General features: G+C 63.7%; 15 protein-coding genes and 1 pseudogene. 8 read left to right on the forward strand and 8 right to left on the reverse strand.

Annotation, left to right across the window (positions count from 1 at the left end; genetic code table 11):
- Positions 1 to 79 precede the first annotated feature (79 nt).
- From aceK to LPB04_RS05460, 5 genes are all read left to right on the forward strand, one after another.
- A complete protein-coding gene (gene aceK / locus LPB04_RS05440) occupies positions 80 to 1,864 on the forward strand; it encodes a bifunctional isocitrate dehydrogenase kinase/phosphatase (RefSeq protein WP_193687720.1) in 1,785 nt (594 codons plus the stop codon).
- 35 nt (positions 1,865 to 1,899) lie between these two features.
- On the forward strand, positions 1,900 to 3,099 hold the full coding sequence (locus tag LPB04_RS05445) for an acetyl-CoA C-acyltransferase (protein ID WP_193687721.1): 1,200 nt from the start codon (positions 1,900 to 1,902) through the stop codon (positions 3,097 to 3,099).
- Between the two features lie 148 nt (positions 3,100 to 3,247).
- On the forward strand, positions 3,248 to 3,916 hold the full coding sequence (locus LPB04_RS05450; protein ID WP_193687722.1) for an SDR family oxidoreductase: 669 nt from the start codon (positions 3,248 to 3,250) through the stop codon (positions 3,914 to 3,916).
- 30 nt (positions 3,917 to 3,946) lie between these two features.
- The gene (locus tag LPB04_RS05455; RefSeq protein ID WP_193687723.1) at positions 3,947 to 5,074 is read left to right on the forward strand and encodes an acyl-CoA dehydrogenase family protein; all 1,128 of its coding nucleotides are present in this window, start codon (positions 3,947 to 3,949) and stop codon (positions 5,072 to 5,074) included.
- 13 nt (positions 5,075 to 5,087) lie between these two features.
- Entirely contained in the window at positions 5,088 to 5,639 is a 552-nt protein-coding gene (locus LPB04_RS05460; RefSeq protein WP_227496627.1) for a GNAT family N-acetyltransferase, read from the forward strand.
- Here LPB04_RS05460 and LPB04_RS05465 read toward each other — a convergent pair.
- The 3 genes from LPB04_RS05465 to LPB04_RS05475 form a co-directional block, all read right to left on the reverse strand.
- A complete protein-coding gene (locus tag LPB04_RS05465) occupies positions 5,632 to 6,693 on the reverse strand; it encodes a S66 peptidase family protein (RefSeq protein WP_193687725.1) in 1,062 nt (353 codons plus the stop codon). The genes LPB04_RS05460 and LPB04_RS05465 overlap by 8 nt on opposite strands.
- Before the next feature lie 75 nt (positions 6,694 to 6,768).
- Positions 6,769 to 9,534: a TonB-dependent receptor gene (locus LPB04_RS05470; RefSeq protein WP_193687726.1), complete on the reverse strand. Its 2,766-nt coding sequence runs from the start codon at positions 9,532 to 9,534 to the stop codon at positions 6,769 to 6,771.
- Positions 9,535 to 9,720: 186 nt separating this feature from the next.
- Positions 9,721 to 11,508 (reverse strand): ABC transporter substrate-binding protein, encoded by a 1,788-nt coding sequence (locus LPB04_RS05475; protein WP_193687727.1) that lies wholly within the window; start codon positions 11,506 to 11,508, stop codon positions 9,721 to 9,723.
- Positions 11,509 to 11,724: 216 nt separating this feature from the next.
- Here LPB04_RS05475 and LPB04_RS05480 point away from each other — a divergent pair, with 216 nt between their 5' ends.
- The 3 genes from LPB04_RS05480 to LPB04_RS05490 all read left to right on the forward strand — a co-directional run bounded on the left by LPB04_RS05480 (position 11,725) and on the right by LPB04_RS05490 (position 17,175).
- Entirely contained in the window at positions 11,725 to 12,963 is a 1,239-nt protein-coding gene (locus LPB04_RS05480; RefSeq protein ID WP_193687728.1) for a nucleoside recognition domain-containing protein, read from the forward strand.
- Between the two features lie 8 nt (positions 12,964 to 12,971).
- Complete coding sequence (gene dacB / locus LPB04_RS05485; protein ID WP_193687729.1) at positions 12,972 to 14,432, forward strand: D-alanyl-D-alanine carboxypeptidase/D-alanyl-D-alanine endopeptidase; 1,461 nt, start codon at positions 12,972 to 12,974, stop codon at positions 14,430 to 14,432.
- A 283-nt stretch (positions 14,433 to 14,715) separates the two neighbouring features.
- Positions 14,716 to 17,175 (forward strand): TonB-dependent receptor plug domain-containing protein, encoded by a 2,460-nt coding sequence (locus LPB04_RS05490; protein ID WP_193687730.1) that lies wholly within the window; start codon positions 14,716 to 14,718, stop codon positions 17,173 to 17,175.
- 99 nt (positions 17,176 to 17,274) lie between these two features.
- Here the strand turns inward: LPB04_RS05490 and LPB04_RS05495 are convergent, their stop codons facing one another.
- The 5 genes and pseudogenes from LPB04_RS05495 to LPB04_RS05515 form a co-directional block, all read right to left on the reverse strand.
- Positions 17,275 to 17,889 carry a hypothetical protein gene (locus tag LPB04_RS05495; protein WP_193687731.1) on the reverse strand — a complete coding sequence of 205 codons (615 nt, stop codon included), beginning with the start codon at positions 17,887 to 17,889 and terminating at the stop codon, positions 17,275 to 17,277.
- Between the two features lie 19 nt (positions 17,890 to 17,908).
- Entirely contained in the window at positions 17,909 to 18,526 is a 618-nt protein-coding gene (locus LPB04_RS05500; protein ID WP_193687732.1) for a hypothetical protein, read from the reverse strand.
- 196 nt (positions 18,527 to 18,722) lie between these two features.
- Positions 18,723 to 19,394 carry a M15 family metallopeptidase gene (locus LPB04_RS05505; protein ID WP_193687733.1) on the reverse strand — a complete coding sequence of 224 codons (672 nt, stop codon included), beginning with the start codon at positions 19,392 to 19,394 and terminating at the stop codon, positions 18,723 to 18,725.
- Positions 19,391 to 20,296: a LysR family transcriptional regulator gene (locus LPB04_RS05510; RefSeq protein WP_193687734.1), complete on the reverse strand. Its 906-nt coding sequence runs from the start codon at positions 20,294 to 20,296 to the stop codon at positions 19,391 to 19,393. The genes LPB04_RS05505 and LPB04_RS05510 overlap by 4 nt, the downstream gene beginning before the upstream one ends.
- A 290-nt stretch (positions 20,297 to 20,586) precedes the next feature.
- A pseudogene (locus tag LPB04_RS05515) lies at positions 20,587 to 21,354 on the reverse strand (N-acetylmuramoyl-L-alanine amidase); the annotation flags it as partial.
- Positions 21,355 to 21,375: the final 21 nt, after the last annotated feature.

Genomic DNA, 21,375 nt, shown 5'->3' on the forward strand with positions numbered 1-21,375 from the left:
TCGCAGGGTAGGCACCGCGTGCCTACCCGTTGCATTGCAATAAAATAGCCGCTTCATCAGCCCAGGCGCGAGACGAACGATGACACAAGTTGCGTTCCCTAAACTGCTGTCTTCCCAGATCGCATTCGACATCGCGCGCACCATCCTCGACGGCTTCGACAAGCACTACCGCCTGTTCCGCGAGGCCAGCCAGGCGGCAAAACGCCATTTCGAAACCGCCGACTGGGCCGTCGCCCAGCGCGCCGCGCGCGAGCGCATCGATTATTACGACAAACGCGTCGGGGAAGCCGTCGCCACCCTGGAAAACGATTACGCCCCCGAGGACCTGGTCGACGGCGTCTGGCGCGAAATCAAGCTGCACTATATCGGCTTGCTGTCCGGCCATAAGCAGCCGGAACTGGCCGAGACCTTTTTCAATTCGGTCAGCGTCAAGATCCTGCACCGTACCTATTACCACAACGATTTCCTGTTCGTGCGTCCGGTGATCTCGACCGAATACATCGAGACCGAAGAGCTGCAGCCGACCTACCGCGTCTACTACCCGGCCGCCGACGGCCTGCGCTTTGCATTGAAGCGCATCGTCACCAATTTCCAGCTGGCCTGTCCGTTCGCCGCGCTGGATCGCGACGTGCAGCTGGTCGAAGCGCGCATGCGCGAGGCCTTCGGTCTCGACCAGCTTGAACCCAACCAGCAATTCCAGGTGCTATCGAGCCTGTTCTTCCGGAACAAGGGCGCGTACATCGTCGGCCGCGCGATCAATGGCGCGCGCGAATACCCCTTCGTGATTCCCGTGCTGCACAACCGACGCGGAGAACTGGTGCTCGATACGGTGCTGACCGACCCGCTGCACATCGCCGTCCTGTTCTCTTTTACGCGCGCCTATTTTCTGGTCGACATGGAAGTACCGTCGGCCTATGTGCAGTTCCTGCGCAGCCTGCTGCCGCGTAAACCGAAGAGCGAAATCTATACCCTGCTCGGCCTGCAAAAACAGGGCAAGACCCTGTTTTATCGCGATTACCTGCAGCACCTGAAGCACAGCTCGGACCGCTTCCAGAGCGCGCCCGGCATCCGCGGCCTGGTAATGCTGGTGTTCGAGCTGCCCTCGTTTCCCTATGTATTCAAGGTGATCAAGGATTTCTATCCGCCGCCGAAAGAGACGACGCGCGCCCAGGTCAAGGAAAAATACCTGCTCGTGAAACACCACGACCGCGTCGGACGCATGGCCGATACCCTCGAATATTCGGACGTCGCCTTTCCCCTGCACCGTTTCAGCGAAGAGCTGCTGGCCGACCTCCGGCAGCACGCGCCTTCCCTGGTCGAGATCGAGGGCGAGCGCATCATCATCAAGCATTTGTATATCGAGCGCCGCATGGTGCCCTTGAATATCTACCTCGCCGAAGCGGGGCAGGCAAAGGATGAAGAACGCATCGAGCACGGCATTGTCGAATACGGCAATGCGATCCGCGATTTGGTCGCCGCGAACATTTTTCCCGGCGATATGCTGTACAAAAATTTCGGCCTCACGCGCCAGGGCCGCGTCGTGTTCTACGATTACGATGAAATCGAATATTTGACCGATTGCGTGTTCCGCGATATTCCCGAAGCGCGCAACGAAGAAGAGGAAATGGCGTCCGAGCCCTGGTACCCGATCGGCAAGCACGACGTCTTTCCCGAACAATTCGGACGTTTTCTTCTTGGGAATCCGAAGATCCGTCACTATTTCATGCAGCACCACGCGGACCTGTTGACGCGCGCCTGGTGGCAGTCCCACAAGGACCGCATCCTGGCGGGCGAAGTGCAGGATATTTTTCCGTACCCGCAGCAGATCCGTTTTCACCACCCGATCACCACCCCGGCGTTGTAAATGAAACCAGCGCCATCTTTTGGAGACTTACCAACATGAATGATCCAGTCGTTATCGTCGGCGCCGCCCGTACCCCGATGGGCGCCTTCCAGGGCGATTTTTCCTCGAAAACGGCGAGCGACCTCGGTGCGGTGGCAATCAAGGCCGCGGTCGAGCGCGCCGGCGTCGACCCGCAATCGGTCGAACACGTCTATTTCGGTAACTGCCTGATGGCCGGCCAGGGCCAGGCCCCGGCACGCCAGGCGCTGATCAAGGCCGGCCTGCCGCTGTCGACCGGCGCCGTGACCTTGTCGAAGATGTGCGGTTCGGCCATGCAGGCGGCGATCTTCGCCCACGACCAGCTGGTGGCCGGCAGCGCCGACGTCGTCGTCGCCGGCGGCATGGAGTCGATGACCAACGCCCCTTACCTGATCCCGAAAGCCCGCGGCGGCTACCGCATCGGCCATGCGCCGATGTTCGACCACATGATGCTCGACGGCCTGGAAGACGCCTACTCGCGCAACGAAAAGACGGGAGAAGGCCGCTCGATGGGCACCTTTGCGGAAGAGTGCGTGGCCATGTACCAGTTCTCGCGCGAAGACCAGGACAATTTCGCGATCACCTCGGTGAAACGCGCGCAAGCCGCTAACAACGACGGCTCGTTTGACTGGGAAATCGCCCCGGTCAGCGTGGCGGCCCGCACCGGCGAACTGCTGGTCGAAAAGGACGAGGGTCCAATGAAGGCCAAGATCGACAAGATCCCGTCTCTGAAACCTGCCTTCAAAAAGGACGGCACCGTGACGGCCGCATCGTCCTCGTCGATCAACGACGGCGCCGCCGCGCTGGTCATGATGCGCGAATCGAAAGCGAAGGAACTCGGCCTGACCCCGATCGCACGCGTGATCGGCCACGCCACCCACGCCCAGGAACCGAACCTGTTCACGACTGCCCCGATCGGCGCCATGCACAAGCTGTTCAAAAAGACCGGCTGGACGGCCGGCGACGTCGACCTCTTCGAGATCAACGAAGCCTTTGCCGCCGTGCCGATGGCCGCCATGCGCGACCTCGACATCCCGCACGAGAAGGTCAACATCCACGGCGGCGCCTGCGCGCTGGGCCACCCGATCGGCGCCTCGGGCGCACGCATTGTCGTGACCCTGCTGGGCGCTTTGAAAAAGACCGGCGGCAAGCGCGGCGTGGCGGCGCTGTGCATCGGTGGTGGTGAAGCGACCGCGATGGCAATCGAGATGGTGTAATTCAGGTTGTACCGCGTGGGCTCAAGAGCCCACCCTACGGTGCACCACTGCCGCGTAACCTAGGGTGGGCACTCGTGCGCACGCGGTCGAACCGCAATAAATCGCAACATGCATTCTGGCCGCGGACTAACCTGACGGGAATAAAATCATGCCTACTGCTTTGATCATCGGCGCCTCGCGCGGCATCGGCCACGAAATGGTTCGCCAATACCGTCTTGAAGGCTGGCGCGTGATCGCCACCGCCCGCAAAGCGCAAGACCTGGCCAATTTGGCGCAACTGGGCGCCGAACCACACGAACTCGACGTCACCAACGCCGACGCCATCGCCGGCCTCGGCTGGAAACTCGACGACGAAAAGATCGACACCGCCTGGTTAGTGGCCGGCCTGTACGGCCCGCGCCAGGACGGCTTTCCGACGCAAGCCGATTTCGACGCCGTGATGCACACCAACGTGCTGGCCGCGATGCGCCTGCTGCCGATCATTGCGCCCCTGGTCGCCGCGACGCGCGGAAAACTCGGCGTGCTGTCCTCGCAGATGGGATCGATCGGCGGGCGCCACAGCGCCAGCGGCTCGCTCTACCGCGCCAGCAAGGCGGCCCTGAACTCGGTGCTGCGCGACACGGCGATCACCTTCGGCCCGCAAGGCGCGACCTGCATCGCCTTCCACCCCGGCTGGGTGCAGACCGACATGGGCGGCGCCGGCGCCGCCATCAGCCCCGAACACAGCGTGCGCGACCTGCGCACCACCCTGGCGCAGGCGAGGCTGGACGCCAACGGCAGCTTCCTGAACCACGACGGCGCCCCGATTCCCTGGTAAGCCAAACACACAATAACGAGACAAGACCCCATGATCCTGACCGAAGAACACCAGATGATCCGCGACGCCCTGCGCAGCTTTGCGCAGGAACGCCTGGCCCCGCAGGCCGCCCGCTGGGACAAGGAACACTATTTTCCGAAAGCGGAACTGAAAGAGCTGGCCCAGCTCGGCGCCTTCGGCGTGGCGGTGCCGGAGCAGTACGGCGGCGCAGGCCTCGATTACGTGTCGCTGGCGCTGGTGCTGGAAGAAATCGCGGCCGGCGACGGCGGCATCTCAACCATCATTTCGGTCAACAACTGCCCGGTCTGCAGCATCGCGATGATGTACGCCAGCGAAGAACAAAAACAACAGTGGCTGGTGCCGCTGGCCCAGGGCGAACTGCTGGGCGCTTTTGCGCTGACCGAGCCGCATACCGGCAGCGATGCCGCCGCCCTGCGCACGACGGCAGTCCGCGATGGCGACGCGTATGTCATCAATGGCACCAAGCAGTTCATCACCAGCGGTAAATATGGCGATGTGGCGATCGTCATGGCGGTCACGGATAAAGCGGCCGGCAAGAAGGGGATCAGCGCGTTCTGGGTGCCCGTGAACACCCCCGGCTATATCGTCGCCGGGCTGGAGCAGAAGATGGGCCAGCATTCGTCGGACACGGCGCAGATCGTGTTCGAGAATTGCCGCATCCCCGCCGCCAACCTGATCGGCGAGGAAGGCATGGGCTACAAGATCGCCCTGTCCGGCCTGGAGGGCGGGCGCATCGGCATCGCCTCGCAATCGGTCGGCATGGCGCGCGCCGCGTTCGAAGCGGCGCTGGCCTATGCGAAAGAGAGAGAAAGCTTCGGCAAGCCGATCTTCGAACACCAGTCCGTGCAGTTCCGCCTGTCGGAAATGGCGATGCAGATCGAAGCCGCGCGCCAGCTGATCCTGCATGCGGCGTCCATGAAGGATGCGGGCCTGCCCTGCCTGAAGGAGGCGGCGATGGCGAAACTGTTTGCCTCCGAGATGGCCGAGCGGGTCGTCTCGAACGCGATGCAGGTGTTTGGCGGCTACGGCTATGTGGCCGACTTCCCGATCGAGCGCATTTATCGGGACGTGCGCGTGTGCCAGATTTATGAGGGCACCAGCGACATCCAGAAAATCCTGATCGCACGGGCACTCTGAGATGGGCGACGGGGTGCCGACCACGATCCACAGCGTGAGCGCCGCCGACCTGCCGGCCCTGTTCGTCTACCTCGACGACCACCTGCAGGACAACGGCCGCGCCGGCACGCCCCTGTTCCAGCCGATGGCGCGCGCCGATTCGCGCTTCCCGGCCGACAAGCGTGCCGCCTTTGCCATCGGTCTCGGGGCCGAGGTCGGGGCGCCGGGCTGGCGCCGCGCCTGGATAGCGCTCGATCGAGACGGCAGCATCTGCGGCCACGTCGACCTGCGCGCGCGGCCGGAGCGGGCGTCCAGCCACCGCTGCCTGCTCGGCATGGGCGTGCATCGCGACTGGCGCCGCCAGGGGCTGGGCGAACGCCTGCTGGCGCACGCCCTCGACTGGGCAGGCAGCCAGCAGGCCCTCGATTGGGTCGACCTCGAGGTGCTGTCCAGTAACCTGCCCGCGCGCCGGCTGTATGAACGCTGCGGCTTCAGGTTTGCCGGCGAATTGCCGGACCTGTTTCGCATCGATGGCGAGCAGCACGGCTATGTATACATGACCTGCCGGGTTCAGACGCTCAGCTGACCGCAGGCTCGAGCAGTGTCACCGTCTGCCGTTCGGTATCGAGCGTGGCGCGGATCCCCACCGGGATCGTGAACTGGTCGCGGATATGCCCGATCGAGTAACCCGTCACCGCCGGAATCGACAAGGGCTGCAGGTGGATGTCGAGCGTCTGGTCGAGCGTGAGCGAAATCTCTTCGTGCTCGGGGCCGCAGTCTTCGCAGACGCCGACCATCACCGCCGCGGCTTTTGAAAAGCCGACCGATAAATCGAGCTGGGTCATCCAGCGGTCGATCCGGTAGGGGGCTTCGTTGACTTCTTCCAGGAACAGGATGCAGTTGCGGAAATCGGCCGCATACGGCGTGCCGGCCAGCGCCGCCACCAGGCTCAGATTGCCGCCCATGAGCGGGCCGGTGGCCACGCCGCCGTGCACGGTGCGCAGCGCGAACTGCGGCTGCTCCAGGGCGCGCCGGCTGTTTTCCAGCGCCATCGGAATCGTATAGCTCGGCTGCGGGTCGCCCAGCACCGCCATCATGTGCTCGATCGCATACTCCGTCAGCGTCGACGAGGCCACCGGCCCATGAAACGTCACCAATCCGGCGTGCTTGTGGATCGCCAGGTGCAGCGCCGTGATGTCGGAGTAGCCCAATAAAATCTTCGGGTTGGCGCGGATCAGTTTGAAATCCAGATGGGCCAGCAAGGAGATGCAGCCCGAGCCGCCCCGGACCGGCCAGATCATCTTGATCTCCGGGTCGCCGAACATCGCGTGCAGGTCTGCGATCCGTTGCGGCACGCTGCCGCCGTAATTGCCGTTCACTTCGCGCAGGGAGGCGCCCTCTCGCACTTTCAGGCCGAGGGCCTCGATGTTGCGGCGCGCCTTGGCGATCGTTTTCTCGGTGGCGTAGCCGCCCGGCGCGATCAGGCCGACGGTGTCGCCGGGCTGCAGGCGCGGGGGTTTGATCAGGGGTTTCATGCGGGAACGGGGTGGGAGACGCCTGCGCGGCGCAGCCAGCGCGGCCGCCGGCAGCAGCGCACTGGCGGCGAGCAGGGAAGAAAAGGCGCGGCGGCTGATGGGCATGCGGCTCGGCTTACAAAAAAACAGCCCCGGGGAACGCGTGCGCGCTTCCCGGGGCTGCAGTCTATCTCACGGCAATCAGAAGAACTTGTACGTGAGGTTCAGGGTGTAGGCACGGCCACGCGGGTCGGCCACACGCGGATCCCAGCCGGCACCGACGACGTCGTCGACGTTGTGCGCGGTGAACGGCGGATCGCGGTCGAACAGGTTCTGGATACCGAAGGTGATCGACGTGTTTTTGAAGCCTTTATACGTCGTCGCCAGGCCAAAGCGGGTATAGCTCGACACGTCCGGGTCGAAACCGGCCGGTGGCGTGCCCTTGCCGCCGTTCGGCAGCTGGTCCTTGTAGCCCGAGGCGAAGTTATTGCTCACCAGGACGTTCCAGTCGCCGCGGCTCACGCTGAAGGTGGCGCTGTGTTTCCAGCGCAGGTACAGGTCGCGCGTGAAGAACTCGCCGACGTATTCCTTGTACGGCTGGCCTGGAATTTCAGCGAACTTGTAGCTGTCGGTCCAGGTGCCGTCCAGGGTGGCGTTCCACTTGAAGCCGTCGCCGAACTTGCCGTCGCCGCGCAGGCCGAGGTCGATACCGCGGGTCTTGGCGCCGGAGGTGTTGATCCAGCCGGCCTGGACATAATCGACCGTACCGTCCGCGTTGCGGATGATGTTGCCCGACAGCGCGACCGGGTTCTGCAGCACGATGCTGGCGCTGCGGTTCAGGATGCGGTCACGCATGTTGATCGCCCACCAGTCGAGCGAGGCGGAGAAGCCCTTGAACGGCTCGACGACGATGCCCAGCGTGCCCTGCTTCGAGGTTTCCGGTTTCAGGTTCTGGTTACCGCCCGACTTGAAGCCGAAGCGCTCCGGCGCGCAGAAACGCACGTCGCCCGGATGGGCTGCGCAACCGACAGTGTCGATCACGCCGCTCGACAGCTCACCGTCGAGCGAGCCGCTGTAGAGCTGGGTAAAGCTCGGCGCCAGGAAGCCCTTGTTGGCCGAACCGCGCAGCAGCAGCCAATTGGTCGGCTGGTAGCGGAAGGCGACCTTCGGATTGGTGGTGGCGCCGATCACGCTGTAATCGTCGCGGCGCACGGCCAGTTGCAGTTCCAGGTCCTTGGTGACCGGCACGATGAACTCGGCGAACAATGCCTTCACGTCGCGCGTGGCCTTCGGCAGGTTGGCATTGCCGGGCGAGAGCAGGATCGGCTCGGCGGCCACGTCCTGGGTGTACAGGTAGCTCTCGCGGCGGAAGTCGAAACCGGCCGCCATCGCCAGCTTGCCGGCCGGCAGCTGGAACAGCTCGCCCGAGACAGTGCCGTCGACTTGGGTCAGGGTCGTCTTGCCGGTCTGGAAGGCGCCGCGGTACTTGGTTGCTTCGATCGCATCCATTGCCGCCTGGGTCTGGCTGCCATCGACCGACCATGGGTTGACGATACCAGTGCCCAGGAGCTTAAAGAACGGCACCGTGTAAACGTAGCCGTCGAGCAGCTCCATGTGCGAGGTGCTCTGGGCTTTCGACAGGCCGAACTTGTAGTCCCAGTCCTTGACGGTCCCTTCGAAGCCGACCAGCAGGCGGGCGCTTTCGGTCGTGTTTTCTTGGGTACGGTTACCCGCCGGGTTGGCGCGCCATTTGTAGATGATCGGCTTGGTGCGGTCGAAGGTCGAAATGAACGACGACAGGTCCTGGTAGTACGGGCCACCGACCGGATAAGCGCTGTTCACGCCGTTCGCCGTCAGCGAGGTCGAAATCTGGGCCGGGGTCAGGATCGAGACGACCTGCGAGCGCGAACCGATCGCCTCGACGAACATCTTGTGGTCCGGCGCCAGCTTATACGTGCCGCGCAGCAGCAGGTTCGCCTGTTCCGACGGCGATTGCATCACGTAGTCGCCGCCGTAGTCGTAGGCGCAGGAATAGGTCGAGCGCAGCGGCGAGGTGACGTCCTTCCACAGCTCGGTCTGGTATTGCGACATGCCCTGGACCGTATCGCACTTGCCCTGGAAGCTCAGCGGATTGGCTTGCAAGTAGGTGTTGGTGCTGCCCGGGACCTTGAAACCGGTGCCGAGGGCGGTATTCGCGCCGGTCAGCTGGTTGGCGAAAGGCGTGCCGGTGGTATCGGGCGACAGGCCGCGCGCCGGCTGGAAGCCGTTGGCGAAATCGCGCTGGCGCGATTCCAGCTTTTCGTTTTTGGTATACGAAGCCGTGGCCATCACGTTGAAGCCATCGGTGTTCAGGTCGCCGTGGCCGACGATCAGCGAACCGCGGTGGATGTTGCCGCCGCCGGCTTCGGTGATGTTGGTATAGGCGGAGGCTTCAGCGCCTTGGTAGTCGGTTTTGAGGATGATGTTCATCACGCCACCGATCGCATCGGTGCCGTAGATGGCCGAGGCGCCATCCTTCAGGATCTCGATGCGCGCGATGGCCGCCATCGGGATGCTGTTCAGGTCGACGGCCTTGCCGCTCTTGCCGTGGGTCGGCGCGCGGCGACCGTTGATCAGCACCAGGGTACTGTTCGGGCCCAGGCCGCGCAGCGAAGCGAAGGAAGCGCCGCCACTGACGCGGTCGGCATCCGGGCCGAAGACGTTGTTGCCCGAAGTCGGGTTGTCGGCACCGGTGCCGTTGGCCGAAATCGTGGCCATCAGCTGTTCGGCCGACGTGATGCCCTGTTTTTGCAGCGTATCAAAGGTGATCACCTGCACCGGCAGGGCACCTTCCTTGGCGACGCGTTTGATGCTCGAACCCGTAATTTCGACGCGCGCGATCGGCGCTTCTTGCTGTACTTGCTGTGCAAGCACCGGGCTGGCGACCCCGATCAATGCAATCAGGTGGGCTAGTTTCTTTAACTTCACGCGTCTCTCCTAAGGTTCCGTCAATCTTTAATCAGGGCGGCTATCTGTCGCTCGGGCATCGCAATGTCATGGCATTACGTTATGTTGTCGCCCCGAGACTAGCCCGGCGCAAGGGCGCCAGCCAATGAAATAACCGGCGAGAAGTATAACTTCGAGGAATGTTTATAAGAGGAAATCTATCAAATTCTAACGGCGCTGCTGGGACAAGCGTGCCCTTTGCGCAACATCGACGTCCAGATAGCGCCAGGACGTGAATTCGACCGGATGACGCTTGTAGTTTTTTAACCACGGATGGCGGATGTCGGCTGAGACCGCATGGGTGAGCGGCACCCAGGGGTTATAGGCGTGGATCAGCTGGTTCATCTCGAAATACAGTTGTTGGCGGGCCGGGCCGTCGACCAGCTGGCGCGCCTGTTCGTAGCGCGTGTCGTAGGCCGGCAAGTTGAACCGCGCGTAGTTGGCGCGTCCTGCGTTGGGGCCGTACAGCAGCTGATAAAAATTGTCGCCGTCGGGGAAGTCGGCGATCCAGTTACTCTCGAACATCGTCACCTTGCCCAGGCGCGAAGCCTTGATGATCTCGGTCTTCTTGTCCGATTTGAAGACGACGCGCAGGCCGATCGCATTCAGGCATTTACGCCACAGCTCGTCGCGCAGGCGGCCGCCGACCGTCGCTTCGCTGTGCATGGTCAGCGTCAAGGGCTTGCCGTCCGGCGCGCGGCGGAACCCGTCCGCATCGCGCTTGCCATAGCCGTGGCGGTCCAACAAGGCGTTGGCGAGGGCGGGATCGTAGGGGACCGGGCTGCGGTAACCTGGATCGTAGCCGAGCACGTTCGGCGGCAGCGGCGACTCGGCCTTGATGGCAAACCCCTTCTTCAGGAGCGCGATGTCTTCCGCGCTGTTGTAGGCGAGCGAGATGGCGCGGCGCAGGGCGATCCGGTCTTTCGTGTAGCCGCCGAGCACCGGATCGTTCATGTTCATCCACATGTAATAGGTCTGCAGCACCGGAAAGCGCGACAATTGCATGCCGCGCTGGGTGAGCTCCGGTTTCAGCTGGCCGTCGCGGATCACCATGTCGGTCATCGATTCCGGCACCTGCTCGAGATAATCGTATTCGCCGTTCAGGAAGCCGAGCATGCGGCCCTGGAATTCCTCGGCGATTTTGACCTCGACCCGGTCGACGCGCGGCAGGCGTTTATTCGCCAATGCCGCGGCGATCGCCCGGTCTTCCGGGTCGATGCCGGGCGTGGCGCTGAACACGGCGGTCGAATACGGGTTCGCCAGCAGGACGATGCGGTCACTTCTCTTCCAGTCGCCGAGCATGAAGGGGCCGGTGCCAACCGGGTGGTTGCCGGCCTGGCCCGGATAGGCCTCGATGACTTCGCGCGCCACGACGCTCGACGCCGGCGTCGCCATATAGAACAGGAAATTATTGTCCGGCTCCTTCAGGCGGATGCGCAGGGTGTACTTGTCGAGGGCCTGCAGGCCGGGAATCGCGGTGCCGTAGCTGAACGTGGTTTTCAGGGCCTCGTCGCCTTCGAGTTTTCCTTCGAACATGTACGACCAGGGAGATTTGATGGCCGGGTCGTACAGGCGGGTGATGCTGTACACATAATCCTGCGCCGTCATCTCGCGTTTGATTCCTTTGAAGGCCGGGTCGGGCGTGAAATAAATGCCGGGACGGATCGTAAACGTGTAGGTGCGCTTGTCCGCGCTGATCTCCGGCATCTTCGTGAGCGTGTTCGGACGCAGCTTCACCGGGCGTGCCAGGTAGTCGTAGCGCAGCAGCGGGTCAAATAAATTTTCCAGCAGGGACAAGGTGGCGATGTCCGAGGCGGCGGCCGGATCGAGCCCGGTTTCGCTGGTCGACAGGAACATGTGCAGCACTTTTTCGCTTTTTTCCGCCGGGGCCGCCGGCGCGGCATGGACGGCGCCCGAGACGAGCAGCAGGGCAATAAGGGTGGCGCGAAGTGTCATGTGTGCAGGTCCTGGTTGAGCGTTGCGTATCATATGCGCGGTGCCGGGCACAGGCAAACGAAACGGAAGCCTCATAACTTTTGTGCATGGCGCGGCTGCATTCTTTCATCTATGAACTTTGCTCTGCGCCTATACTCTCCGCTGCACAATCGTGCGCACGAACTGCCGTGACTGTCGTTTGCGGCGCTTGAATTGCCCCGCATTACGGACCCACTCATGGCATTGAATTACATCTGGACTGGTTTTTTCCTCGTCGGTTTCCTGGCAGCGCTTGCCCAATGGATTTTTCTAGGCGACACAGAAATCTTCAAACGCATCGTCGACGGCACGTTCAGCTCAGCCAAGCTGGCGGTGATGGACATCGCCTTGCCGCTGGCCGGCGTGATGACGCTCTGGCTCGGCATCATGAACATCGGAGAGAAGGCCGGCGCCATCAACGTGCTGGCCCGTTTTATTGCCCCCTTCTTCTCGCGCATCTTCCCGGGCGTACCGAAAGACCACCCGGCCAACGGCCACATGGTCATGAATTTCTCGGCCAATTTGCTCGGCCTCGACAATGCAGCCACGCCTTTCGGCTTAAAAGCCATGGAAAGCCTGCAGACCCTGAATCCCAACAAGGATGAGGCGAGCAATGCCCAGATCATGTTCCTGGTGCTGCACACCTCGGGACTGACCCTGATTCCGCTGGCCATCATGGCCCAGCGCGCGATTCTCGGCGCGGCGAATCCCGCCGACATTTTTATTCCCTGCCTGATCGCGACCTATGTCGCCACCATGACCGGCATCGTCGTGGTCGGCCTGCGCCAGCGCATCAACCTGCTCGACCCGGTGCTGTTCGGCTGGATCGGCGGCCTGACGGCGCTGATCGCCGGCATGATTTATTACATGAGCAATTACCTGAGCAAGGACCAGATCCAGCTTTTTTCGAACGTGGCAGCCAACCTGATCCTGTTTTCGATCATCGTCGTCTTCATGGTCGGCGCCCTGCGCAAGAAGGTGAACGTCTACGAGGCCTTCATCGAGGGCGCCAAGGGCGGCATCCAGACTTCGCTGACGATCATCCCGTATCTGGTCGGCATGCTGGTCGCGATTGGCGTCGTGCGCAATGCCGGCATCCTCGACTTCGTCGTGCGCGGTTTCGAGTGGATCTTTAATCAATTCAACCTGCGCACCGAATTCCTGCCGGCCCTGCCCACTGCCCTGATGAAACCTTTGTCGGGTAGCGGCTCGCGCGCCCTGATGATCGACACCATGACGACGTATGGCGCCGACTCCTTCGTCGGGCGCCTGGCCTGCATCTTCCAGGGTTCGGCCGACACCACCTTCTATATCGTCGCCCTCTACTTCGGTTCGGTCGGCATCCGCAAGACGCGCTACGCGATTTCCTGCGGCCTGATGGCCGACCTCGCCGGCGTGATCGCCGCCATCTTCGTCGCCTACCTCTTCTTCGGCTAAGGAGTTTTATGATCCGCCAGCTTGCCCTCGCCGCCGCCCTGTTCTCCTGCCTGTCCGCACGCGCCCAGTTGCCGGAACCGGTAGCGCGCCTGCTGGCGGAAAACGGCATGACACCGAATGCCGTCAGCGCCCTCGTGCTGCGCGGCGACCAGGTGCTCGTGTCGCACCTGGCCGAGCGCCCGATGCAGCCGGCCTCGACGATGAAACTGGTAACGACCCTGGTCAGCCTCGAGCACCTGGGCCCGGTGTTTCGCGGGCGCACCGAACTGCTGACGAACGCCGACGTGAAGGGAGAAGTATTAAAAGGCGACCTGGTGCTGCGCGGCGGCGCCGATGCCGACCTGTCCGGTGAAGTCCTGGAAAACATGCTGCGCGCCCTGCACAACGCGGGCATCCGGCGCATCGAGGGCAACCTGGTGCTCGACCGCAGCCTGTTCAATCCGGCCCGGAGCGACATCGGCCTGCCGCCTTTCGACGAGTCGCCCGAAGCCTATTACAACGTCATTCCCGACGCGTTATTAGTCAACAAGAACATGCTGCAGATCGACATGCGCTCGACGGAGAAACGCATGCAGCTCGACATGCAGCCGGCGCTGAACGGGGTGACGATCGCCTCCAACATGAAGCTGGTCGATGCCGATTGCGCCAGGTGGGAAGACGGCTGGAAACTGCCGCAGGTCGTGCACACGGACGGCAAGATCAAGGTCGTACTGGAGGGCAGCTATCCAAAAAACTGCGCCAAGACCAACAGCATCAACGTGCTCGAGCGCGACGCCTATCTCGACGGTTTATTTCGCCTGAAATGGAAGCAGCTCGGCGGCAAATTGAACGGCAGGACGCTGGCGGGCAGCACCCCGATCGATGCCCGCCTGCTGGCCGAGCACCGTGCGCGCGCCCTGCCGGAAGTCGTGCGCGACACCAATAAACCCTCGGACAACGCGCTGGCGCGCACCCTGTTCCTGAGCCTGGGCGCCCTCGAGGCAGACCCGGTTCTGGGCAGCCGGCCGTTGCCGGTGACATCGGACCAGACCACTTATACTCGTGCCGACGCCACGATCCGTAACTGGATGCGCGCGCACGGCATCGACGACAGCGGCTTCGTGATCGAAAACGGTTCCGGACTGTCGCGCATCGAACGCATCAGCCCGCTGCAGATGGGCAGCCTGCTGCGTGCCGGCCTGCTCAGCAACTGGGCGCCGGAGTTCCTGGCCAGCATGCCGATCGCGGCAACGGACGGCACCATGCGCCGCCGCCTGAACGGCAGCCCGGCCGCCGGCCGCGCCCGCCTCAAGACGGGGACGCTGCGCAATGTGGTGGCGGTGGCCGGCTATGTGCCGGATGCGAGCGGCGTGCAGAACGTGGTGGTGGCGATGGTCAACGACGAGCTGGCGGGAGAAGGACGCGGGCGCGCGGTGGTCGACGCGCTGGTGGACTGGGTGGCGAAGTCGGGGCTGGTGACGCAGCCCTAGGCTTTCGTCGTGCACCTGCCCATTTGAAAACACCCTTCACCCCTACGGTGCTCCCCGGTTAATAACCACGCACCAAAAACGGGCACAAGCGATCCAGCTTACTGCCTTTTCTCTTGCTTCGCACCCAATATTGCTGTGGTGACACGCAAATACAACGCTCATGCAGGCTGCGTTGTATGGACAATCGTCAATTGTTAATATGACTTTTACGTATGGAAACATATCCATACCTTATGGTCGTATTTCCGAGCACGCCGTTTCGATATTCAAGAAAAGAGAGAACATGACGCGTCACCCTGCCTGCCATCCTTTCCGTCAAACCCTGCTTGCCACCGCCCTGCTGGCCGCGCTCTATCCTGCGGCTGCCCAGGAAACGACGAGCGCCGCCGCCAGCGCCGACGAGAACAATCCGGCCCGCGTCGTCGTGCTCGGTTCGCGCTCGAGCGCCAAGACCGCGCTCGATACGGCGGCGCCGGTGGGACTGATCAACGTGAAGGACATGCAGACTGCGGGTCCCCTGGAACTCGGTAAACTGCTGCAAACGCTCGATCCGTCGTTCAATTTCTCGACGACCTTCATCAGCGATGGTACCGACATCATCCGTCCGGCCACCCTGCGCGGCCTCGGCCCCGACCAGCTGCTGGTGCTGGTGAACGGCAAGCGCCGCCACCAGCAGGCGCTGGTCAATGTGCAACAGACCATCGGCCGTGGTTCGGCCGGCACCGACATCAATGCGATCCCGATGTCGGCGATCCACCACATCGAGGTGCTGCGCGATGGCGCGGCGGCCCAATACGGGTCCGATGCGATCGCCGGCGTGATCAACATCGTGTTGAAATCCCAGGTCAAGGAAACGCAGGTCAGCAGCTCGATCGGCACCACCTCCGAGGGCGACGGCGACATGATCTCGGCCAGCGCGAACACCGGCTTTGCGATCGGCGACGGCGGCTATGTGAACCTGTCGGCCGAGGGCCGCCGCCGCGGCGAAACCAACCGCGCCGGCGTCGACACCCTGCGCGTCGATCCGCCGCGCGTCACCCAGCGCATCGGCGACAGCCTGGCCAAGGATGCCTTCCTGTGGGTCAATGCCGGCCTGCCGATCGACAAGGACAGCGAATTCTATGCCTTCGGCGGCGTGTCGAAGCGTACCGGCGACTCCGCCGGCTTCTACCGTTCCAAGGGCGATGGCCGCAACGTCCCGGCCGTCTACCCGAACGGCTTCCTGCCGAATATTAAGACGACCGTGAAGGATGCCTCGTTCGCCGTCGGCTACCGCCGCGAGCTCGGCAACGAGTGGAAGTTCGACGCCAGCGTCAACCACGGCCGCAGCCAGCTCGGCTTCCACGAGCGCGAGTCGATCAACGTCAGCTACTGGTACGAGCCGAAGCCGGGCGGCGGCATCTATGCCGAATCGCCGCTCGAGGCCGATACCGGTACCCTGAAATTCAACCAGACCACCTTCAATGCCGACCTGCGCGGCCCGATCGACCTGGGCGGACGCAAGATTTCGCTGGCGACCGGTTTCGAATACCGCCGCGACAACTACCAGATCGAAGCGGGCGATCCGATGTCCTATCAGTACGGGCGTACGAACAACCCGGCCATCGTGATCCGCGACCAGAACGGCGGTATCGCCGCCTCGGGCGCCCAGGGCTTCCCTGGCTACACGCCATCGACCGAAGTCGACGATGGCCGCCACAACATCGCCCTGTATGTCGATGCCGAGCACAACCTGACCGAAAAACTGCTGTTGGCCGCCGCGGTCCGTTACGAAAAATACTCGGACTTCGGCAGCACCACGACCGGCAAGCTCAGCATGCGCTACGACCCGTCGCGCACCGTCGGCCTGCGCGGCAGCGTCTCGACCGGTTTCCGCGCGCCCTCGGTGCAGCAGAAATTCTATAGCTCGGTGTCGACCAACCTGAACGCGGCCGGCGTGCTGACCGAAACCCTGACCGCGCGCGAAGGCAGCGCCGTCACCCGCGCCTTCGGCATCGCACCGCTGAAAGAAGAAACCTCGAAGAACGCCAGCGTCGGCATCGTGCTGCGTCCGCTGCAGAACTTCTCAGTCACCGCCGACCTGTACCGCATCGATATCGACGACCGCATCGTCTTCTCGAGCAACATCGCGCCGGAAGCCGGCGCCGGTCCGATCCGCGCCATCCTCGACCCGCTGAAGGTCGGCCAGGCCCAGTTCTTCACCAACGCGATCGACACCCGCACCAATGGCCTCGACATCGTTGCCGAGCACACCACGCGCTGGACCGATTCGACCCTGGTGCTGTCCGGCCAGCTCGGTTTCAACAAGACCGAAGTCAAGGCGCGCCACTCGCAATCTCCGGTGCTGAGCGGCACCCAACTGTTCGACGACACGCAGGTGACGCTGATCGAACGCGGCCAGCCGCGCCAGCACCACGTGGTCGCCGCCGACTACACGACCGGCGCCTGGAACGTGAACACCCGCGCCAGCTATTTCGGCGCAGTGCAGGGCCAGGGCTTCACGCCCGGCTTCATCCAGACCTGGGACGCGAAGTGGCTGGTTGACCTGAGCGTGCGCTATGCCTTCAGCAAGCGCCTGACCCTGGCGGTCGGCGCCAACAACCTGTTCGACACCTATCCTACGGAGTGGGACAAGGTGCGCGCCGCGCCCTTCCCGCAGCTGGGCTTTACCCACTGCTGGGAAACCTGCCCGATCGGCATCAACGGACGCCAGATGTACGCCCGCGTCGACTGGGCGTTTTAATCTGCACCCGTGCTTGCCTGCCGGACGATCGTCCGGCAGGCAAGCCGGCTCCCCGCACGGCAAGCTGGTCTTGCCGTGCTCTCCCCTCCGCCCCCGGACCTAGTCAGCCGCCCGCACCCGCCTGATAAACCGCAGGTTGTCGAACACGCCAACGTGGAGTCCATCGCCGTCATCGAAACCGGCGGCGGCGCCGCGCAGCGTGCCGAGCTGTGGCGCCGGCAGAGGCTGCGCGAGCGCACTGGCCGCCGCCATGGCGCCGTACGCCAGCGCCAACGGATACTCGGCATCGTTTCCCAATCTGCCCGGCGTCCCGTAGGCAAGCCGGTAGAGCTCGGCCAGCACCGACGAACCGAGGTAACTGATGCCGTCGCGCGCATCGATCTCCGCGCTCCATTCCACATCGTCGTCATCATAAACAGGGCTGCTCGCGACATAGAGATCGGTCACGGGCTCGTTCTCCACGACCGGATTGAAAATGCCGAACCACAGTCCCTGGTGGCCCTGGTGGAGTACCCCCTCGCGCCATGCCGACCTTATCCATCCGTTCAGTTGGACGGCATCGGCCTCGAAATCGATGCGGCGTATGCGTTCCCAATCCGGATGGGGCAGCCGGCACGCGCAGGCGTCGACGAGCGCGTGCATGCGCTGGGCAATGCTGCCCGGTGCGGCCACGCTGTCCAGAATAATTTGAAACAAGCTGTCGTCGTAGGGCATGGTGTTTCCGTTCATCGGGTCAGGGTTTCGACGCCCGCGCAGCGCTGGGCGCCGGCTCCAGCCAGGGGGCGCCGGCGACCTCGGGTTTGGCTTCGACCAGCGCGACTTGCGCCTTGGTCGTTTCGCGGATCGTGCGCACCAGGTCGAGCATGGTCTGTTCCACGTATTTTTCCGGGGTGCCGAGTACCGCGCCGGTGGCACGCCGCGGCCAGGCCAGCCAGCCGCCCTCCTTTTTGGTGAAGGCGGCGTACATGTCGAGGTGGTAGCCGGTTTTATAGGGGTAGAGGCAGGCCACGATGTGCATGTCCTGGCTGCCGCGCACGTCGGGGCGCGCCTTGGCGGTCCAGCTGGCGCCGTCGCAGCTCGGGCCGCGTGCCGCGCCCGGGGTGTCGGCCATTTTGAAACGGCCGGGCTGGTCAAGCACCTCGGCCGTATCGGGCAGCGGCGTGGCCAGCGTGGCATTCAGGATATTCCGGCTGATGCCCTCGCTGGCCGCGTGCAGCACGGCCGGCCGAGGCGCATCGGTCTTGATATCGAATACCCGGACATACTCGACCGTCTGGTCGCGCGCCGCGAACATATCGCCCGTCGCCGTGCCGCAGCCCGCCAGCGCCGTGCCCACGACAACTGCCATCATCACTCGTTTCATGGCCTACCTCTCTTGTACGTTGGAAGAAGGGACCGCGCGAGGGAAAGAAGCAATGCAAAGAAGCGAGCTCGTCAAGCCGCGGCATCAATCTCTCGTCGGTACAAGAGGATTGTCCGGGTCTCAAACGTGAGGAAGGCTGAGAAAACTCAAGTGTGCGTGGAAGATGGATGCCGCCGGGACGTGCTTACAGTACGCGGCGGAAGGTCGAGCGCACCCGGTCGCGGTCGCCGCAATCGAAATGCCACCATTCGGTGTTGATGCCGACAAAGCCGGCGCCGAACAGGGCGCCGCGCAAGAGGCGGCGGTTGTTCACCTGCTGTTCGCTCAGCTGGCCAGTGCGCATAAAACCTTCTTCCAGGGCCGGGTGCGACAGGTCCGTCATGTCGTCGAAACCGGTGCCCATGTCGAGTTCACGGCCCTGCGGGTCGAGGATGGTGACGTCGAGCGCCATGCCGTAGGAGTGGATCGAGCCGCGCGCCGGATTGGCGAGATACATCTGCAGGCCGGTGCCGTCCAGGGCATCCCAGAGTTGCTGCTGCACCCGTTGCGGGCGCAGGGCGTCGAGCACGAGCAGGGTGTGGCCGGGCGCCTGAACCGCCAGCCAGGCCACGGCCGCCTCCAGGGCCGCCGCTGCCTCGACGTGCAGCCAGGCGCAGTCGAAGGGAGAATACAGGTCGCGCCCGACGAAATTGTTAGGGCCGGCGTAGCGCAGGTCGACCGCAATCCCCGCGATCGATGACAGGTGGCGGAACTCTTCGCTGCCGGCGATGTCTTCGCTGGCAACCGTCAAGAGTGGGCCGGTCTGATTCGTCCCGACGGGGCTTTGCCCGGTCGGGAACGAATTCTTTTCGTTCATGCACTTCCCTTTTCAAGACAGGCGCGGGCCGTCGCGCCGATACAATTGGCCAGTTCGCGCGCGCCGTGCGACAGCGGGGCGTGGTTCGCGGTCAGCAGGTACAGCTGGACCGGGATGCTCGGCTCCCACTGGCGGCGCTGCACCTTGTCCGCCGCCGCCGAGGCCGCAGTAAACGGGTCGACCACGGCCGTGCCGGCGCCCGCTTCGACCAGCGAACGGGCGATCTGGTAGGTTTGGACCACGGTACGGAACACCGGTTGCACGCCCTGCGCCTCGCAGGCGGCGACGACAATTTCTCCGAGCGGATCGTTGTCGGCCAAGCCGATGAGTTCACCGGATAGCCCTGCGGCGCCGATCGGCTGCGCGCACTCGGCTGCGCTCCAGGTGCCGGCGGGCGCCATCACGGTCAAGTTACCGTGGGCAATCGGTTCGGCGACGATGCCGGGATGGCGCGGATCCTGCAGGGACAGGGCCAGATCGGCCTCGCCCAGGCGCAGGGCGTTGACGATTTCGCTGGTGTGGTAGGTCGCCAGTTCGCAGCGCGTCTGGGCAAAATTGCGGCGCCAGGCCGTCATCGCCTGCGGCAGGACACTGATCGCCAGGGTCGGGGTCGACACCAGGCGCACCGTTTCCACCGCGCGCCCTTTCAGACTGGCGGCGAGGCGGCGGATGCCCTGCAAGTCCCTATTGAGTTTTTCCGTCTCGGCGAACAGGCGGTGCGCTTCCGGCTTCGGATACAGCTTGCCGCGCACGCGCTCGAAGAGCGGCATGCCCAGCTGCAGCTCGGCATGCTGCAACACTTTCGTCACTGCCGGCTGCGAGATGTGGAGAACCTGGGCGGCACCGCTGATGGTGCCGACCTGCATGATGGCGTGGAAAACTTCGATGTGGCGCAGGCGCATTTTTTAAGTCCTTCAACGAGACGACCGCGCACGGCGCGGGCAGGCCGAAGGATACAGCGAAACCCAATGCAGAGCGAACCTCACTGTGGGTTCGCTGCAACCGGCGGCGTGTTCGGCGGCGTCGGCACCGGCGGCGTCGGCAGCGGCGAGGTGCCGGGCGGAACTGGCGGAACGGGCTGCACGGGTTCCACGGGCTGGACCGGTTGCAGCGGCTGTTCCGGCTGTACCGGACGCATCTCCGGAATCGGCGCGGGCGGCACCGGCGGCAGCGGCGCGTTGGCCGGCGTGGTCAGCACCTCCAGCATGGCTGCGGTCTCGGCATCGGGCTCGCCGGCGATGTTCGCCGGGCGGTATTTCATCTGGAAAGCGGCAATCACTGTTTTCGTCGGCCCGTCGAACAGGCCGGTCTGGGCCAGGCCGAAGCCGTGCGCGGCCAGTTTTTTCTGGAACCAGGCGGCATCCGGCGTTTGAACGTCGAACACCTGGCGCACGGCGGCGACGCGGTTCGCGTCCGGCCACACGACCAGGCCGGCTTGCGCCAGCTGGTACCACGGGAACATCGGACCCGGGTCCTGCTTGCGCAGCGGGGCGATGTCGCTGTGGCCGACGACGTTTTCCGGCAGGATGCCGTGGCGCGCGACGATATCTTTGACTAAAGGAATCAGGGCGTCGATCTGGGTCTGCGGGAAGGGAGCGTAGACGCGGCCTTGTGGCGTGTCCTTCCAGCCGGCATTCACGATCTCGATGCCGATCGAGCTGTTGTTGAGCTGTGTATACCCCTTCCAACTGGAGTTGCCGGCATGGTAGGCGGCGCGGGTTTCGTCGACCAGGCCGTAAACATGCGGGCTGGCATCGTCGGTGAGCAGATAGTGGGCACTTACTTGCTGCTCGGTCAGGATCTTCAGCGAAGACGGCTTGTCCGATACGGTGTAGTGCAGCACCAGGAAGCGCACGCGGCTGGCTTGGCCCTTGGCCGAATAGGTCTTGTCGACGCCGCTCGGCGCGGTCACGCAACCGGCCAATAAGGCGATCAGGAGGGTAGCTGCAAGGGATTTCATGGCATTCCGTTCAGTGAATAA

The sequence above is a fragment of the Massilia litorea genome, from assembly GCF_015101885.1.
In the GTDB taxonomy this organism is placed as follows: domain Bacteria; phylum Pseudomonadota; class Gammaproteobacteria; order Burkholderiales; family Burkholderiaceae_D; genus Telluria; species Telluria litorea.

Coding starts and splice junctions, on each gene's coding strand:
- aceK (WP_193687720.1), top strand. CDS start 80: ATGACACAAGTTGCGTTCCCTAAACTGCTGTCTTCCCAGATCGCATTC.
- LPB04_RS05445 (WP_193687721.1), top strand. CDS start 1,900: ATGAATGATCCAGTCGTTATCGTCGGCGCCGCCCGTACCCCGATGGGC.
- LPB04_RS05450 (WP_193687722.1), top strand. CDS start 3,248: ATGCCTACTGCTTTGATCATCGGCGCCTCGCGCGGCATCGGCCACGAA.
- LPB04_RS05455 (WP_193687723.1), top strand. CDS start 3,947: ATGATCCTGACCGAAGAACACCAGATGATCCGCGACGCCCTGCGCAGC.
- LPB04_RS05465 (WP_193687725.1), bottom strand. CDS start 6,693: ATGCCCATCAGCCGCCGCGCCTTTTCTTCCCTGCTCGCCGCCAGTGCG.
- LPB04_RS05475 (WP_193687727.1), bottom strand. CDS start 11,508: ATGACACTTCGCGCCACCCTTATTGCCCTGCTGCTCGTCTCGGGCGCC.
- LPB04_RS05480 (WP_193687728.1), top strand. CDS start 11,725: ATGGCATTGAATTACATCTGGACTGGTTTTTTCCTCGTCGGTTTCCTG.
- dacB (WP_193687729.1), top strand. CDS start 12,972: ATGATCCGCCAGCTTGCCCTCGCCGCCGCCCTGTTCTCCTGCCTGTCC.
- LPB04_RS05490 (WP_193687730.1), top strand. CDS start 14,716: ATGACGCGTCACCCTGCCTGCCATCCTTTCCGTCAAACCCTGCTTGCC.
- LPB04_RS05495 (WP_193687731.1), bottom strand. CDS start 17,889: ATGCCCTACGACGACAGCTTGTTTCAAATTATTCTGGACAGCGTGGCC.
- LPB04_RS05500 (WP_193687732.1), bottom strand. CDS start 18,526: ATGATGGCAGTTGTCGTGGGCACGGCGCTGGCGGGCTGCGGCACGGCG.
- LPB04_RS05505 (WP_193687733.1), bottom strand. CDS start 19,394: ATGAACGAAAAGAATTCGTTCCCGACCGGGCAAAGCCCCGTCGGGACG.
- LPB04_RS05510 (WP_193687734.1), bottom strand. CDS start 20,296: ATGCGCCTGCGCCACATCGAAGTTTTCCACGCCATCATGCAGGTCGGC.